Below are 17444 nucleotides of genomic sequence, written 5' to 3' on the forward strand. Positions count from 1 at the left end.
TCCCTCAATTTAGGGGGAATTGAAATTATTTTTATCCCCCAGAATTGGGGGCTATTTATATTTTTAATCAGCAACACATAAGGTACTGCACATATTCACATTCTGCTCTATTCTTAGACATGGGGCTTATTAGTTCACTGAAATATTAGTTAGTAATTTTAAACTCCTAACTTACACATTTTTAAACCCTTGCCCAATCAGGGTTTGAGATTTTATCAAATGTGTTAGTTTCATTCCTTGGGAGGAAGGTTTAATACCTTTGACTTTTAACCTTCCCCTCCTGGGGCGCTTACATCTTACACCAATGCAGTTAAACTCAAATACCCGGATTGAAATCAAAATCATCGGCTAATAGGCAGAGTAAGTTAAAACGCACCATAATCACCTCAAAAGCTTGCCTAAGTAAGTCGGCAGAGAAAAACAGAACTATATAACAAAACGTAAACTACGTTTAAACCCTTATTCCCACTGCCGACTGCCGACTGCCTACTGCCTTGCCCTAATTACAATTTTCAACGCCAACCTACTTAATATGTTTTAAGTAGTCGTGCAAAATTAATTTAATATTCTAAAAGCTTCAAGTTACTGGAATGATCCATACCTGCGGTGAATGCTTCGTTCCATTTCCTAAGAGGGAACACTAAGCCCTTCGAGCATACTTCGTGAACCTTAACGCAATCACAATATACAATTAATGTTGCTTAAGTACTTATCAGACATTATTCAAACCTGGGCATTTGTCCCAAGGCGGTTTTCAGGGCTAATTGAGAATGGTGCAAGAAGTTAGTTTAAAGAAGTTGTGGAGGTTATTAAAAGTAAGCCAATATGCGAAGCAAAAGGTAATTGAGCACTTACCCAATGTTTTTATTATATTTTTTGCAGGTTTTTTCTTAACCTTAAAAACCGCTTTATCATTGATTGCAATGCAAAATTTTGCACTCAACAGCAATGATGCAATATGTTAGTTAAAAAAAAATTAGCAGCATCTATCTTGTAAATGTTGCTAAAGCTAACAATATTAAGAAAACCTTTATTAATCTATTACCTGTGATAGATGCAACCCCCTAACTTTTTTTGACCGGCATAATATCTCTGATATTCCTCTAGAGAGATGCTAAATGTGCTGTAGCTATGTCAAAAACGCATAAATTAATGTTTTTTATCAGTACAATAATTTACTGCTCCAGAGTATTGAAATTAAGATATAAATATGCTGCCCTATAACTTTATTTTTATTTAATGATTTTGAGAATTGTCTTGATAACTCCGGTGAAAGTAGCTCATTCTTTATTTCCTAATCTATAACGTCAATATCAACCCCGAATTTAAAGGAATTAGATTTTAAAGTTTTGATGAAGATACTGTGGTTTTTTGATAAAACCCCCTTTTTGATATGATAGACTCTTGACAGAATGTTTTATAACTTGTTTATGAAGCATATTGGTTTTAACAAACCGCTGCTTTCAAAGAAAAACTGTTTTCCATGCAGTTTGAACTTAATAAAAAGTTATTTAAAGCACAATCCCTACTGATAGGCAAGTTCGACAGATATTAGTTCCCTTAAATTGATGCGTGAAAGGCATTTATGGTGTCAATCTGTAAATGTTTGTAATTATTGATTATCGGACTCAAAATTTTTTGAGCGTCGTATATCACGTTTAAAGTTCACAAATCTAACTTGCGGTAGTCGCATTTTTGCTTTAAGAAATCGTAATTTAATTTTGAATAAAAGCGTGTATGAGTGCGACTTATTTAATATGTGTGTCAAAAAAAACATGCGGACTTCTATGGAGTTATGAATAGCTGTACTAATCTGACTTGAGCTATGAATCATAGTTGATTGTTCACTTAGTAAATACTTATTAACTCGGTATTTAATAAAGCTATTCACTGCATTTTGATTGGCTGTATGCAAAAAATTTTGTCCCCAGAGTTTAAGTCGTAGTTGTAAATAAAAGCAACATTAATCGTTGAAATTTGTCTATTCCCAATAGCTTACAGATGTGTAAAGCTGTTTTGGGCATGTGATTCAATGATGTCATAATGCGTAAGGTAGGAAGAATATCGATTCTTAAAGGAAGGTAAAAATGCCAAAAGACGCTAAATTCGGTTTATAAATGGATTAACCTACGGTGAAGGCTCATAACCTTCTTGATCGAAATTAACTTAAAGAGTATTAATGATTGATGGAATCTCAATAACTCGAGTAAAATATGGAAAAAATTGGCTATCAAGCTCGTTAAAATAAATAAGTACTGAATCGACAGTTCAAATTCTATTTATTTAACATTAATTCGGAGATTGCTTTAATGAAGAGATTTTCTGGCATTCCTTAGATATGAAGCTTTTCACCTGTAACTACCAAGGGATAACCCCTAGCTCTGGTACAGCTAGAGGCAATAATTCCCCAGGTTGGTTGCACATCTTGAAGCATATAAGCAAAACTGTAGAATCTTGTCAGGGATTTAACCTACAGCGATGCATAACTATTGAAGGCAACTTATAGAGATTATGTCATACCAATTTAGTTTCCTACAAGCTTTTGCAGGCTACGATTTTGCTAAAAGTAGATTTTTTGCTGCTTTGAATCAAAATACACTGTTAAAAAGTTTACAAATATGTTTGCGGGTAGATTTTTATCGGCAAATTAAAATAATGTTATTTACAGATAGCAGTAAGCACTCAACTCATATCTGCTACAAATTAGAGTTTTTTAGCCAGATGTATCTTGATGGTGCTGTTATAGAGTATGGGACACTGCTAGAAAGATGGCTTTATCTGATTGAAAATAGATTTAAAGCTTTACAAAATCAGTATTCCTGGCATTTTAGAAAACATATTAGAGAGTCTTCGAGTGACTGCAACAGAAGTTATATATTTGACAATAACATAGCTAAAGTTCTATGTAAATATTTGTTACGTATAAGGCTTTCACAAGAGAAAAAAAATTACCTCTTGGGAAGAAAGCTTTACTAGTGAATTGCATTCACATCTTAATTGCAAAGCCAAGTACATCAATCGTTTCAGTTTATCCAGATAAAAAATCTATAGGGCTATGGGAACAATGCAGAATGTATGCTCCCAAGGGGAGCTGCGCGAAAAGATATTCGCCATTTTGGGCGAAAGTCTCGAAGAGCAAGATTTAGAAGGCTGTTTGAAAAGTTTAAAAGTAGTTGAGCCAGAAGCCACAAAGCTTTTTTGGCAAGCAACAGAAGCGCAACCTGGTATTTATGTTGTGCTTGAGGGTAGGGTTCGTATTCTTGATAATTCAGATAATTTAATTGCAACTGTTTCCTCTGACGCAGCTTTTGGGGAGCAGAGTTTGTTTAACCAGCAAAATTTTCTGTTCCTTGCAGCTAAAGCTTCAACTTCTGTAAAGCTTTGTTTTATTCCAGGTGCCATTTTATCCGAACTGATAGAGAAAAAGCTTCAAATTAGAGATAATTTGTACAAAAGGGCTGAATTTTGGGATTTATTGCTCTTATGTCGCCAAAATTCCCAACTTCCTTCCAATATCTCCCTGAAAAATATATTTAAAGCTTTATTTTTATTCGATCGCTATCAAGTTAAGTCAGGAGAAAATATTTCTGAATTAGACTCAAAGTTCAAAATATTATTGCTGCAACAAGGTGAATTGAAAAGTGCGCGGGGTGAAAAGTTCGTACCGGGTAAAATTTACACTAATCTGAAAGAAAAATTGCAAGCAACTCAATCATCTGTTGTTTATGGGTTGAGTGATGCGAACTCGAAAGTGGCTCTAGAACAATGTCCGCAACTTGATAGATGGTCTAACCCATCAGAGGTTTTACCCTCTACAGACTCTCGAAACAGTTCCAATGCTTGGGTAAAACCATCTGGGATAAATAACGAACGCAAAGTGATTCCGTTTCCTTCCCAAACTAAGCACGAAGAAGATAAACGTGTATTATTTCCCTCACCCAAAGTCAAAGCTAAGCAATTTTGGCAGAGTTTTACTAAAAGCTATCCTTTCTTTGCTCAGCAGAGCGGAAGTGATTGTGGTGCAGCTTGTTTGGTAATGATCGCACGTCATTGGGGGCAGCGTCTGAGCGCTAATCGCGTCAGAGAAATTGCCAACGTTAACCGCGAGGGGGCATCTTTAAGAAGTTTAGCTGCTGCTGCTGAAAGTGTTGGCTTTGCTTCTCGCCCGGTGAAAGCAACTTTGGATAGATTGGCACAACAAACTTTACCGGCTGTAGCTCATTGGGAAGGTAAACACTATATTGTTGTTTACGAAATCACCCCTAAAAAAGTAATTGTTTGCGATCCTGCCATTGGGCAACGTAGTTTTAGCCATAGTGAATTTAAAGCCAAATGGACTGGTTACGCTTTGTTGCTACAGCCTACAGTTAAGCTCAAAGATAACGAAGGTAAAAGTACAGGGCTGTGGAAATATTTGGAGCTAGTCAAACCCCACTGGAAAATACTTGTAGAAATTTTTGTTGCTTCATTAGTAATTCAAGTATTTGGATTGATAACGCCGCTATTTACGCAATTGCTTCTAGATAAAGTCATAGTTCAGGGAAGCATAGTTACTTTAAACGCTGTTGGTTTGGGATTAATAATTTTCGGATTGTTCCGCATTGCTGTGAATGCTGTAAGGCAGTATTTGTTGTCACATACTGCTAATAGAATCAGCGTTTCCATGCTTGTAGGTTTTCTCAAACATACTTTTCGCTTACCTTTAAGTTACTTCGAGTCTCGTTATGTTGGAGATATAACTTCTCGTATCCAAGAAAACCAGAGCATTCAAAGTTTTCTTACCGGCGAAACGCTGTCAATTATTTTGGACTTACTGACAGTTATCGTGTACATGGGAATGATGTTTTGGTATAACTGGCAACTCGCGATATTAGTACTGTTGATTGTGCCTCCGTTTTTTATTTTGGCACTAGCGAGTACGAGTATTCTGCGTAAAATGTCCAGAGAGATATTTAATGCAAGTGCCGAACAAAGCAGTTATCTAATTCAATCGTTGACGGGAATTCGTTCTGTACGCTCGATGGCAATTGAACAGACAGTGCGCTGGCGTTGGGAGGAACTGCTCAATCAACTGATAAAAATAGATTTTAGGGCAGAAGTAATTGGATTAAGATTACAAATTATCAGTTCCTGTATTGACACTATTTCCACTACGGGGTTGTTGTGGTACGGCTCTTACTTAGTAATTGATGGTCAACTGACTATCGGGCAACTAATCGCTTTCAATATGTTATTGGGTAATGTACTCAGTCCCTTTAAGCGATTATCTATGGTATGGAATGATTTTCAAGAGATACTGATTTCTGCCGAACGTTTAAATGATGTTTTAGAAGCCGAACCAGAAGAAGACTTAATCTTGAAGCCCCGTAAACCCATATCTAGACTTCGCGGCTATATTCGCTTTGAAAACGTTACCTTCCGCTACCACCCAGAAAGCGAAAAAAATGTCCTAGAGAATCTTAACTTTGAAATTCATCCAGAGCAGATGGTAGCTGTTGTCGGACGTAGCGGCTCTGGGAAAACTACGCTTTCAAAGCTAATTTTGGGTTTATATCCTGCCACAAGCGGAAAAGTGATTATTGACGGGCATGATGTATCTAAAATCGCTTTAAAATCACTCCGCCGACAAATTGGTGTTGTAGACCAAGATACATTTCTATTCGGTGGAACTATCAGGGAAAATATTAGTTTGGCTCATCCAGAAGCTACTTTAGAAGAAATTATTGAAGCTGCCTGTTTAGCAGGAGCAGACGAATTTATACAGCAATTACCGATGGGCTATGAAACTCAAATCGGTGAAGGTGGAGGAATGCTCTCGGGTGGACAGCGACAGCGTTTAGCAATTTCCCGTGCTTTATTAGGTAATCCCAGATTTCTAATTTTCGATGAAGCCACCAGTAGTTTGGATGCCGAATCCGAAAGAATTATTCAACACAACTTAAAAACAATTCTTAAAGGACGTACCAGTTTAATAATTGCTCATCGTCTTTCTACCGTTCGCAATGCCGATTTATTACTAGTTTTAGATCAAGGTGTATTAGTAGAAAGCGGTACTCACGATGAATTGATTGCTAAAAAAGGTCATTACTACTACCTCAATCAGCAGCAATTATCGCAAGTCGGATAAGGAGGAGAGGGAGAGAGTGAGGGAGGGAGAGAAAATAAATTACCAATGCCCAATGCCCAATGCCCAATGCCCAATGCCCCATGCCCAATGCCCAATGCCCCATGCCCCATGCCCAATGCCCAATGCCCCATGCCCAATTCCAAATCTAAAATCACATGACACACACACCGTTAAAGAATCCAGAACCTGATGAGTATCAATCCTATACTTCTAACCCGGTTGATACTTCCAGTCCATCTATAGATGAACGGGATCGAAACCAAGAAGATATTACTGAAGAAAATAGTGGAATATTTTATGGTACAGAAGAACTTTTAGATGCTTTACCCAGAGTTTGGACGCGCTCTTTGTTATATGTACTTGTAGTCTTTGCTGCTGTTGGCGTACCTCTATCTATGGTTTCTAGAGTTGATGAGACTGGTACCGCTAAGGGAAAAGTGGAGCCGTTAGGTGCAACAAGAAAGTTAGATAGTATCGCTGGCGGTAAAGTCAAAGCCGTCAATGTAAAGGAGGGAGACAAGGTACAAAAAGGACAAATCTTACTAGAGCTTGATTCTAAAGTTTTGGAATCAGACATTAACGAAGCTAAAGAAAAACTATCCGGATTAAAAAAGCAGCAATCGCAGCTTGAACTTTTAAAGAATCAACTACAGCTAACCATTGATACTCAAAGGCAACAAAATGAATCTCAAGCTTTAGAAAAAAAAGCACAAGTGAGTCAAGCACAGACGGACTTATATGCTAGACAAAGTAATTATAATCTTCAAAAGTTAGAAAAAAAAGCTCAAGTTGAGCGAGCAAAACAACAGATTAAAATCTTTGAAAACGAACAACAGTCAGCCCAAAACCGTTTGTTCATAGATACAAAGCAAGTAGAGCGTTTTAGCAAACTTCTCAAAGACGGCGCAGTTTCTGCCTCTCAAATCGATGGGCTGAAAAAAGAACAGCAAGAAAGTAAGCGACTTTATACAAAAGCTGCATCCGATATCAAACAAGCAGAGTTGAGCTTAACTGAAGAATTCAATAACTATCTAGCGACAATGAATCAGTTAGAGTCTGATATCGAACAAGCTAAACTCCGCGTACAAGAAGAAAAGAGTAATTATCAAAGCTTAGTAAATGCTGGAACACTAGCATTACTCAGAGCCCAAGAGCAATTCAAAGATTTACAGGGACAACTCGATTTATTAAAATCCCAAATTGCCCAAACCAGCACTCAACTTAAATCCTTAAATATTCAATTGCAACAAAGAACAGTGCGATCGCCAATGGATGGAGTGATTTTTGAGTTGCCTGTATCCAAGCCGGGACAAGTATTACAGCCCGGACAAAGAATTGCTCGTATTGCACCCAAAGGTAAAGAAATGGTTATTAAAGCTCAGATGCCAAGTTCGGAAACAGGCTTCCTGAAAGTAGGAATGCCAGTAAAAATCAAGTTTGATGCTTATCCATTCCAGGAGTATGGAATAGGTAAAGGAAAAGTTAAATGGATTTCTCCAGACTCGAAGCAAGCTGCTCAAGGAGGTGCAGAAATTTATGAATTAGAAATTGCTCTAGATAAACACTATATCCAAAATGGCGATAAACGTATCAATTTAACAGCAGGGCAATCAGCCACTGCGGAAGTAATCGTTCGTCGCCGTCGCGTTATTGACTTACTTTTAGATCCGTTCAAAAAGTTGCAAAAAGGAGGATTGGAGCTTTGATTTTTTTGAGAGGAGAAGAACAAATTTTTAACTACTAACCACTAACAACCAATAACGAACTATGTCAAAAGCTTTGCATATATCGGCTACAGAGGTAATTCATAACCTGAAAATCAGCTGTCAAATTCCTGATGTTATTGAGGCAATCGCCAAACGAAACGTTATCCTCGATGCTGCCGCAGAAGCGGGTATTGTTGTTGAGGATGAAGAGTTACAGCAAGAAGGTGACAGACTGCGGTTTGCCAAAAAACTCGTTAAGGCAACGGAAACTTGGGCTTGGCTGAAAAAGCATCATCTAACTCTTGATAATTTTGAAGAATTAGCCTTCAACAGTGTACTTTCTCAAAAATTAGCTCATCATCTGTTTGACTCTAAGGTTGAGCCTTTGTTTTATCAAAACCAACTTGATTATATTGCTGCTGTTACCTATGAAGTTATTCTTGATGACTGGGATCTAGCTTTGGAACTATTTTTTGCAGTGCAAGAGTTGGAAGTAACTTTTCAAGAAATTGCTCGCGAATATATTTCAGATCCAGATTTACGAAGGGCTGGTGGATTTAAGGGCATTCAACAACGAACTGATTTCCGTCCAGAAGTGGCAGCTGCGGTGTTTGCAGCTTCTCCTCCGGGAATCATCAAACCGGTTACAACTCCTAAAGGTATACATCTGATTTGGGTTGAAGAAATTATTCAACCAAAACTAGACGAGCAGCTACATGAAAAAATTGTCATGGAGTTATTTGATATTTGGTTACAACAACAAACTGACCAAATGGAAATTTCTACTCAATTAGATAGGTTTGCTGATACTAACATACCTGAAAAGGTCTTGAATCCAGTTTAATTTACACGGTCTTTCAATCATTCATTATTCAATATTTATTGTCTCTTTAAAAGGGGGTAGCAGAGATAGATATTCTAGCTTACTTTTACAAATAATAATCTAAATGTTTAAATAAAAAGATGCTTTATAACTATGAAAAAAGCATTAAAAAGGGGTAAAGACTTATGTTTTTAGCCCTATTTGCATTGCTTTAAATAATAACAATAAACTCTAAAAATAATTTCAAAAAAATAGAAAAAAGGGTTGACTTTTAATTTAAATGTTGTACATTAGTAAGTGTGAGGGGCGAAAGAAAACCACTCATAAAATCCCAGAAAAATTTATCAATTTCCAGGAGAATTACATCATGTTAATTTCTGACTTAAACAATCTAGAAACCGTAAACGGTAATGAAGTTGTTGGTGGATTCCGTAACGCTAACAAGAAAGAAAAATTATCTAGAGACATCAAGACCAGTCTCAAGAATGACGTTAATTCTGTAGTAAGAGTTGTCGGTAACGCTGCTGATGCTCAAGCTGACGCTTCTGCTTTAGGTCGCAACACCGTTACAAACACCTATACCGATACCACTGTTGTACAAGGTAAAGGTTCTTCTTCTACTTCCGGTTCTACATCTGCTACAAGTGGTTTCTTCTTCAAAAAATACTAAATAGAACTATAAAGTTCTAGCTATAGTTCTAGTACTTTCAAAAGTTTTTACTGATAAGTACTAGAGCTAACCTACCAGGAGATAGCAAATCATTTTATTGATTGCTTCTCCTGAGTAAAATAGCAATTTGCATGTCAAATTGTACAGCGTTTATATCGCTGGGAAGTTTAAGAGTATTGAATTATTTTCAGCGATATAAAATAGTAATTGTTTTGAGCTTATTATGAGCAAGATAAGAATTCACGAACTAAGTCTTTGTGAAAAAGAAGATAGCGAGCTTCATGATGTTGTAGGAGGAGAAAGCTCTTTCTTGAAATATGATGATAGCTTCTTTTTCGGAAAGCGGCCCGTTGGTTACTATACTCCTGAAGCAGTAATATATCCTACTACAGACGCATACGTTGAATCAGTTGAAGAAACTGTTGTCAACAAGGATGGATATTATGGGCAAGCAAAAGTTGTAAAAGGTAGAACGAATGGTAGAAAATTTGTTCGTGCTTTTTCCAGCGCTAGAGCTTAGTAAAATAAGTTACTTGTAATATTGGATAGTTAAAATCAAGTCTATCTAATTTCATGAGTCAGGGAATCTTTTTGATCTAACACATTTGGGAACATTTTCAATTTTATGAGCTATTAAGTTTAACTTAATAGCTTTTTCTGGATAAGAAACAAGAAGTAATGGTATTTGAAAAATGGAACAAGAAGAAATTGTAATTAAGAAGATAGTTTCTGCTGATGGCAAAGTGATTGCGGAGGCAACAAGTAGAGCTAAAGCTTCTGGAGATAATACTAGTGTTAGAGCAAGGGTTTCTTCTAGTTCGAGCAGTTCTAGCTCTTCTAGCTCCAGTAGTTCAAGTAGAAGTAGTTCTTCTAGTTCAAGCAGTTCTAGTTGTTAGTAGGTAAATAAAAATAATTAGAGTTGTTAAGACTTTTATTTATCTTTAGTAAGGAGCGATATATGTCTGAGAAAGAGAATAAAAAAATTAATTCCAATGCAGTTCCATTTTTTGCTCGTTATTTAGAAGGGCAGTATTGCGAAGATTTATCTGAAGAAGAGATGGATCGGGTTCATGGAGGCTTGTCAAAGCGAGAAAAAATATCAAAAAGGTATCCAAATGATTTAAAGGATATAGTCACGACAATGAAATATCCTTCCGATCATGAAGATAGTTCTCCTAAACATCCTCCTATTGCAATGACTAAAAAATATCCTTCTGATGCTGATGAAGCTATGACACATAAGTTTCCATCAGATGGTGATGATGAATTACCTCCCCATTATGAGAGATGGTAGGTAAAGCCTCAAAAAATGTTTCTAGCTTTATCAAGTAATAAAGATAATCGCTGTATAACATTTAATTGTTTAGGAACCTTTATGCATTTATCTCGTGACGTTGTCCTCCTAATCACTCACAGTGGTGATTTCTATACAGTAGACAGAGTAGCAGAAGCGTTATCTAGACTCGGCGCAAATCCATTTCGTCTTGATACAGATATGTTTCCTTTGTCAATAGAGCTAGCAGCACATATTAATCAGTCGGGAAGCAAGCATTGCTTCAAATATGGCGAAGAATATTTGAATCTAGAGCAGGTGCAAGCAGTGTGGATGCGACGTATTTGGCAACCGCAATTAGCTAAAGAATTAGCTCCACAATTTCAAACAGCCTGTATTCGAGAGTCAATAACAACCTTGGATGGATTTTGGGACAGCCTCCAAGAAGCCCATTGGGTAGATGATTTACAACGGATAAATGTTGCAGAAAATAAGTTGCGTCAGTTAAGGGTAGCGCAAGAGATAGGTTTGAAGATTCCTCGCACTCTTGTTACTAACAATCCTTCTGAAGCAAAGGAGTTTTTCTTGAAACTAGAAGGAAGAGTAGTTGTTAAGTTATTGACTCCTCTTTCCTATAGTATGAAAGGCTCCTCATTTTTTCTTTTCACCAGTAAAGTAAAAGAAGAAGATTTGTTAGATGCAGAGACGCTAAGTTATTGCCCGATGATTTTTCAAGAGCAAATCCCCAAGCAGCGAGAATTAAGAATCGTTTTTGTAGACGGTAATTTTTTTGTCGGAGCGCTCGATGCATCTCAATATGCAGGCTCAGCAATTGACTGGCGATGTGCTGATGGCAATAATTTTGTATGGCAACCATTTCAGCTACCAGAGCAATTAGCTGTTACTTTAAATTTATTTATGAAAAAGTTTGGGCTTTTGTTTGGAGCCTTCGATTTTATTCAAACTCCCTCAGATGAATACGTTTTTTTAGAAATTAATCCGACGGGAGAGTGGGGAATGTTAGAAAGGGATTTAGAGCTTCCTATTAGTAGCGCGATCGCAAATGCGCTGCTTAAGTATTAAAACTTATTAGTAAAACCTATTTCTTTTGAACATGATGCCATGACTATTTTAATTATTACCCATAGTCAAGATAACGAGAGCATCCTTTCAGTAATGGCAGCTATCGAGGCTCGGGGAGAAAAGGTATTCCGTTTTGACACCGATAAATTTCCCACAGAAATACAATTAGATATTGCTTATAGTAACGGTAGCCAAAATATTATTATTGCTAACGAGCAACAGAAGTTAAATTTAAAAGAAGTATCGGCTGTATGGTATCGGCGGATTGCAATTGGCGCAAGAATTCCCCGTAGTATGGATAAACAGCTTAGGCAAGCTGCGATTCAAGAATCCCGTACCACAATTGCCGGAATGATTGCCAGTATAAAAGGATTCCATCTCGATAAAGTTGTAAATATTCGTCTCGCTGAAAACAAACAGCTACAATTACAAGTTGCTGAGGAAATAGGTTTAAAGATTCCTCGTACCCTAATTACAAATAATCCAGAAGCAGTAAAGCAATTCGCCCAAGAATGCCAACAAGATATTGTCACAAAAATGCTTTCTTCTTTCGCTATCTATGACAATCTTGGGCAGGAAAAGGTTGTTTTTACAAATCCGGTTACATCAGAAGATATTAATAACCTCGATGGACTCAATTTATGTCCGATGACTTTTCAAGAAAAAATTTCTAAGGCTCTGGAATTACGCACAATAATTGTGGGAGACAATGTATTTACTGCTGCGGTTGATTCCCAAGCCGTGCATCAGGCTCGCTACGATTGGAGGCGGGAAGGTGTTGCTTTAATTAATGCTTGGCAACCTCACGATTTACCTAAAGATGTTGAACAAAAGCTTCTGAAACTAATGGCTTACTTCGGGTTGAATTATGGAGCTATTGATATTATTTTGACACCGGATGGTGAATATGTGTTCTTAGAAGTTAACCCAGTTGGAGAATTTTTCTGGTTAGAAAACTCTCCTGGATTACCAATTTCTCAAACCATTGCTGAATTACTTATAAATTGTTCGCATCAACCGAAGTCATTATTTGACCAAACCAAAGTTATTCATACAGTTAATTAAAATATTTAGTATTTTAAGAATAAATTCAAATACAATAAAATGAAATCCCTTGTTTATTCATACCAATAACAAGGGATTTATAATATTTATTATTTGAGAACACTTTTCAATTTAATATTGGATAGCGGTAAATCTTATAAAACTTCCTATTCAACCAATCTTGAACCAGTAAGAACTACTACTATCAGAAGAACGAGAAATATTGTTTCCATCTCTTGCACTTGATTTAGCTCTTCCGGAAGCGCGTGAAGATGACGAAAAATCATCTTTACGAGTAAATGTTGAAGTTTTAGTAACAGTTTTAGTTATTTTTCCCAGAGCAGTTGCTTCAGCATTACTGTCGGCTATTCCAGCTCCTGCACTACTATTAGCGTTAGCTGTAGTTTCTGCACCTCCCATAATGCAACCCGAGAATTCAACAAAATCTAGAATTGCTAAATCTCTAATAATCATTTTTTACTCTCCTACAATTGTTTACTTGTTTGGGGATATCTTAAATTAAATAAAATACATTATAGTAATACCAAAAAAGTTCCCTACTCAAGCGGTAAATATGTTTAACCGCATATTTATATAAAGAAACCTATTTGATAAACTAATCCTATTAGTACATATTTAAATCGTTGATATATTCCCATTTCTTAGTTGTAATTGTATGTACAACTTGTAAAAGGATAACATATTTTATACTAATTGTTTTATCTTTAATCTAATTTTTTAACTTAAATAAAGCATATATATTGTCAAGTTAGATATAAGTTAAAAGTAAGTATTAACCTATAAGATTCAATGGTAAAGTCACAGCCTTAGCACAGTAACTAATTCAAGTTCATCACTTTGAATCAACCGCAGGATTAAGTAGATCCATTGTATTTACCGAAAACTTTTTAAAGATAGCATTGCTAGTAGAACTTTACAACTATTTTTTAGTTGATAAATATGACGTTTCAATCAGATTGAATAAAAAAATAGCTGACAGATACAGATGTCAGCCATCAATAAATTTATACATAATTACTTCAATATATCTGCACCGCAATGATACTTAAAAAGTATAGTGACAAATAAAACTAACATGTACTGATGATGATTTATTTAAACCAATTTAGCCAGCCTTCCCAATTCTGAACGATTTGAGCAAATTTTTCATATCCTGCTGCTCGGGGATGAGCACCATCATATTTTTTAACTTCATCCATCCAAATATTTGATTTTAATAGCTCTGGAATAATATCTAAATAAGGTACATTTAATTCATGACAAACATTTGCAAACCCTTTCGATAAATCAGAAATTCTTTGATTCTGTTTCTCATCATCTATTGGTGGTGGGCTAACTACTAAAACCGGATATAAATCTTTAGCTATACTCAAAATATCCCGCAGATTAGTTACCGAATCTTGTAAATAAATTCGAGTTTTACCATTTTCTATAGTTGTATCGTTAGCTCCGAAAGAAAATACTACTCTACCATCATATTTTTTAGGTAAACGATAAGAGACTTCCTGCAACCAGCGCTTTCTTAACTCGCTACTCGTCTCTCGTCGAACTCCCAAATTATAATAAGTAATTTCAAAACCTTTTGAAAAAGCATTCTGACATATTCTACCAGCCCACCCCAAACATTCAGCGTCGCCAGTACCATTTATATGTGACTCACCAACAAAGCAAATTCTAGTTTCTTTCATGGCTGCAAATTCATTCAAATAATGGCAAGATCGATGTAATAAATATCAACTATTAATTTTACGATACTCTTAAATAATCAAATAAGTATTTTATTTAACCAATTTCAAGAGCATACAAACTTACCATATTTAAATATCCGAATATGTCACAAAGTCATCCCAAAATCATAACTGCATAGTAATAAAACTTATGCCCTTGACTCTCACACACCCATAAATCTATTTTTACTACGGATATCCCTACTGTATCAAAACTTTTATATTTACTCGATGTATTTTATGATTGCTTTGTTGAGATAGTTAATTTTTTATGGACAAAGCAGAGGTTATTAAAGTCTTGCAGAAAGCGATTTCGTACATTCGTGAAAATCGAAAAAACGATGCGATCAAACAATTGCACATACTGCAAGAAGACTTGGAGAGAAGAATAAAAGAAGATGATTTTGATAATGAGTATGACGAATATATAGTTGACTAAAACAGCTAGCTATTTAATTTTTAGATCGGGGTGCTGAAAAACTAGGGCATTATTGCCCATCCAATTTTACTTTATACATAAAAATATTTGCATCACTTCCTGTTGGCTTTCAACCAATCTACACCAAAATCAACAGCATCTCTAACAGCAAAAAATTTTGTATCTGCCGAACCAACTTTTGAATTTTTGACACAGCCAGTTTTCTCAAAAGCTTCGCCTAAATCAACAAAAGATTCCGTATCAAAATCAATATCAAGATAAGTTTTCCAAACTCTTTTTCCCGCTTCTAAAATTGGGGCTGCATAATTTACTGTTTTAATATCGCCTTTTCTGTATTCTGCTAAATGAAAAGTTGTACAGGTATCGTATCCTGTTCCTAATAAAAGTACGTAACCGTTCAAATCGTAAAGACGAGCCAGAGGTGATTCTTCCCCAAGAGAATAATTAAAGGAATGATTTTTGATAATATCTTCAGCATGATTCCCCCAAGCAGCAAACGAAAAATTAGGATGAGAACTTCGTAAAACATTTTCCCAAGTTCGGAAAACTTCGACAATCTTCCCCATATTTCTTGTAGGAGTTATTCTTGCATCATAAGCTGGCATTGTATCGCGAATTGTCTGCCACCATTCAGTAGGAACTGGTGGATTTTGCCAAAGTTCTGGATCTGAATAATCGTTACTATGAGTGGGCATTACCAAAGTACCACTTGACGTAACCACATCTATCAAAGCTTGAACTACCGTAACCGCTCCACCACAAACCCATCCCAAAGAACTTAAAGAAGAATGTACAATTACGGTTATTCCTGGAGTTAAACCTGCATTGATTAAATCTTGTGTTAAAGTCTTGCGAGTTCGAGGTAATTGTGATTTAGAAATAGCTTCTGCTTCTGCCATTTTAAATAAGTTTTTGTATAAAGATAAAATGAAAAGTTGCTCTTAGGGGAAACCCCCAAGACTACACTTTATCTCCTAACGTAGCTCCGCTAACGCTATTCCCTAACCCATACAATTTATATGGCTACGCCACGCTGCGCTAACAAAAATCAAACTGGATTCCTATATATAACCGAATATTACTAGTTACTTAATAAATTTTAGCCGTCTTTGAAATTCTGCAACTAGCTCTATTTTAGTTCGTTGTTTTTGTCCAATATTGAGATAATAATCTGCTAGTATATCTAACTTGTTATTGAGAACCAAACGTCCCACTTCCATCGACCCAATTCCACTAAAAATAAACGCATCATTTTCAACGTACTCGTGAAGATTAGCTTGAAAATATTCAGGAAGACGATACCAAGGAATACTAGGATTTTTATGATGTTCAATATGATAACCATCATTAAAGTTACGTGAATTTGTAGGGGTGTTGATACAAGTAAAAGTTGATTTATAGTTGTTCGTTGGGTCTTCAGGATCTACAAAGATATGCTGTTTCCAATTACCTTGCATCATAGCAAAAGAGATAATAAACAAGGGTAGGATAAAGACAAAGAAAGTGGCGATTGGACTTTGTGTAAAAAGATAAGAGATAGTAGCAAAAAACAACGACTCACCCAAGATACATCGCAGCACTAATTTATAACGTTTTCTGAGGAAAAGAATATAAGGCAATTCAACCCAAATTGCCACGACAAAACGCAGCACATACTTAAAATGGTGCCACTTTGAATCTCTTTGATAAGGCATTGTAGAGCTAAGGTCGTAAGGAGTTGTGTTATTTTCACAATGGTGCATTGCAATATGATGAGAGTAATATATCCAAGGTGGAATACCAAATAAATTACATAGAAAGCTGATATTTATATGTTTTAAGAATTTCCATTTTTTCTTAAAAATTGGAGTATGGGTTGAGTAATGGAGAGCTAAGATAAATGACCTAGCATATGTTGATAGGTGGAAATATAAATAAGCTGCACCAAGGATAGAAAGCAAAAAACTATTTACTCTACCTTCTAAGACGTACAAGCCAATAGCTAAAGGTAGACTTGTCAAAAGAATATTTATCGATATCAGTAAGATAAAGATATTCTTATCTTCTTTCCCTTTAAGTAAATTTGTAATTAGCCACTTGCTAATTGGAGTAGGTAGCGCAAAAAAGTGTTCATCTCGCGGTTGCTCTAAATCAATTTGATTTATGTGAGTAACAAAGTGACTCAAATTTGAATCCATACAATATTATGCCTTCTAAGACATATGGTTGATTTATTCTTGCTATTCTATAGCCTTAATTTGTAAATCAAACATATTAACACCAGAATTCATATTATGTATGCCTTTTGTGCCTTAACCCAATATATTATCGACAGTATTCTAAATATCTTTCCTCTTTGAAATAATTTTTGTTTGTCCGCAGTGATGATATTGGGTTACAACACGATTTATATAAATTGTTTTTTAAGTTATTTTTTAAGTTATTTTTTTTTTAAGTTATTTTTGATCTAATTTATCTTAGTGTCTAACCCAACTGAAAATTAGAATCTATAATAAACACCGAAATTCCCTCCCCACATACAGCAGGAAGGG

The 17444-nt window shown here is 35.8% G+C and carries 16 protein-coding genes; 12 read left to right on the forward strand and 4 right to left on the reverse strand.

Going from position 1 to position 17444, the window contains the following annotated elements:
• The first annotated feature begins 770 nt into the window (after positions 1-770).
• From RIV7116_RS16685 to RIV7116_RS16735, 11 genes are all read left to right on the forward strand, one after another.
• Complete coding sequence (locus RIV7116_RS16685; RefSeq protein WP_015119471.1) at positions 771-965, forward strand: hypothetical protein; 195 nt, start codon at positions 771-773, stop codon at positions 963-965.
• Between the two features lie 1546 nt (positions 966-2511).
• Positions 2512-2976 carry a hypothetical protein gene (locus RIV7116_RS16690; protein WP_015119472.1) on the forward strand — a complete coding sequence of 155 codons (465 nt, stop codon included), beginning with the start codon at positions 2512-2514 and terminating at the stop codon, positions 2974-2976.
• Between the two features lie 88 nt (positions 2977-3064).
• Positions 3065-6127 (forward strand): peptidase domain-containing ABC transporter, encoded by a 3063-nt coding sequence (locus RIV7116_RS16695; protein ID WP_044290999.1) that lies wholly within the window; start codon positions 3065-3067, stop codon positions 6125-6127.
• Positions 6128-6282: 155 nt separating this feature from the next.
• The gene (locus RIV7116_RS16700) at positions 6283-7833 is read left to right on the forward strand and encodes an HlyD family efflux transporter periplasmic adaptor subunit (protein ID WP_015119474.1); all 1551 of its coding nucleotides are present in this window, start codon (positions 6283-6285) and stop codon (positions 7831-7833) included.
• 61 nt (positions 7834-7894) lie between these two features.
• Positions 7895-8677, forward strand: a complete 783-nt coding sequence (locus RIV7116_RS16705; protein WP_015119475.1) for a peptidylprolyl isomerase — start codon at positions 7895-7897, stop codon at positions 8675-8677.
• Positions 8678-9023: 346 nt separating this feature from the next.
• Positions 9024-9326: a hypothetical protein gene (locus RIV7116_RS16710; RefSeq protein ID WP_015119476.1), complete on the forward strand. Its 303-nt coding sequence runs from the start codon at positions 9024-9026 to the stop codon at positions 9324-9326.
• Between the two features lie 223 nt (positions 9327-9549).
• Positions 9550-9846 carry a hypothetical protein gene (locus RIV7116_RS16715; protein ID WP_015119477.1) on the forward strand — a complete coding sequence of 99 codons (297 nt, stop codon included), beginning with the start codon at positions 9550-9552 and terminating at the stop codon, positions 9844-9846.
• Positions 9847-10018: 172 nt separating this feature from the next.
• Entirely contained in the window at positions 10019-10222 is a 204-nt protein-coding gene (locus tag RIV7116_RS16720; protein ID WP_015119478.1) for a hypothetical protein, read from the forward strand.
• 62 nt (positions 10223-10284) lie between these two features.
• A complete protein-coding gene (locus RIV7116_RS16725) occupies positions 10285-10620 on the forward strand; it encodes a microviridin/marinostatin family tricyclic proteinase inhibitor (RefSeq protein WP_015119479.1) in 336 nt (111 codons plus the stop codon).
• Positions 10621-10701: 81 nt separating this feature from the next.
• Entirely contained in the window at positions 10702-11682 is a 981-nt protein-coding gene (locus RIV7116_RS16730) for an MvdC family ATP-grasp ribosomal peptide maturase (RefSeq protein ID WP_015119480.1), read from the forward strand.
• A 39-nt stretch (positions 11683-11721) separates the two neighbouring features.
• Positions 11722-12747: an MvdD family ATP-grasp ribosomal peptide maturase gene (locus RIV7116_RS16735; protein WP_015119481.1), complete on the forward strand. Its 1026-nt coding sequence runs from the start codon at positions 11722-11724 to the stop codon at positions 12745-12747.
• Positions 12748-12897: 150 nt separating this feature from the next.
• On the opposite strand, the gene RIV7116_RS16740 is transcribed toward RIV7116_RS16735, so the two are convergent.
• A complete protein-coding gene (locus RIV7116_RS16740) occupies positions 12898-13200 on the reverse strand; it encodes a hypothetical protein (protein WP_015119482.1) in 303 nt (100 codons plus the stop codon).
• A gap of 638 nt (positions 13201-13838) precedes the next feature.
• Entirely contained in the window at positions 13839-14435 is a 597-nt protein-coding gene (locus tag RIV7116_RS16745) for a GDSL-type esterase/lipase family protein (protein WP_015119483.1), read from the reverse strand.
• 310 nt (positions 14436-14745) lie between these two features.
• Between RIV7116_RS16745 and RIV7116_RS35880 the strand changes: the two genes are divergently transcribed.
• A complete protein-coding gene (locus RIV7116_RS35880) occupies positions 14746-14913 on the forward strand; it encodes a hypothetical protein (protein WP_015119484.1) in 168 nt (55 codons plus the stop codon).
• Positions 14914-15005: 92 nt separating this feature from the next.
• On the opposite strand, the gene RIV7116_RS16750 is transcribed toward RIV7116_RS35880, so the two are convergent.
• The gene (locus RIV7116_RS16750; protein ID WP_015119485.1) at positions 15006-15812 is read right to left on the reverse strand and encodes an aminoglycoside N(3)-acetyltransferase; all 807 of its coding nucleotides are present in this window, start codon (positions 15810-15812) and stop codon (positions 15006-15008) included.
• Positions 15813-15998: 186 nt separating this feature from the next.
• A complete protein-coding gene (locus tag RIV7116_RS16755) occupies positions 15999-17090 on the reverse strand; it encodes a fatty acid desaturase (RefSeq protein ID WP_015119486.1) in 1092 nt (363 codons plus the stop codon).
• Positions 17091-17444: the final 354 nt, after the last annotated feature.

This window comes from Rivularia sp. PCC 7116 (genome assembly GCF_000316665.1).
In the GTDB taxonomy this organism is placed as follows: Bacteria; Cyanobacteriota; Cyanobacteriia; order Cyanobacteriales; family Nostocaceae; genus Rivularia.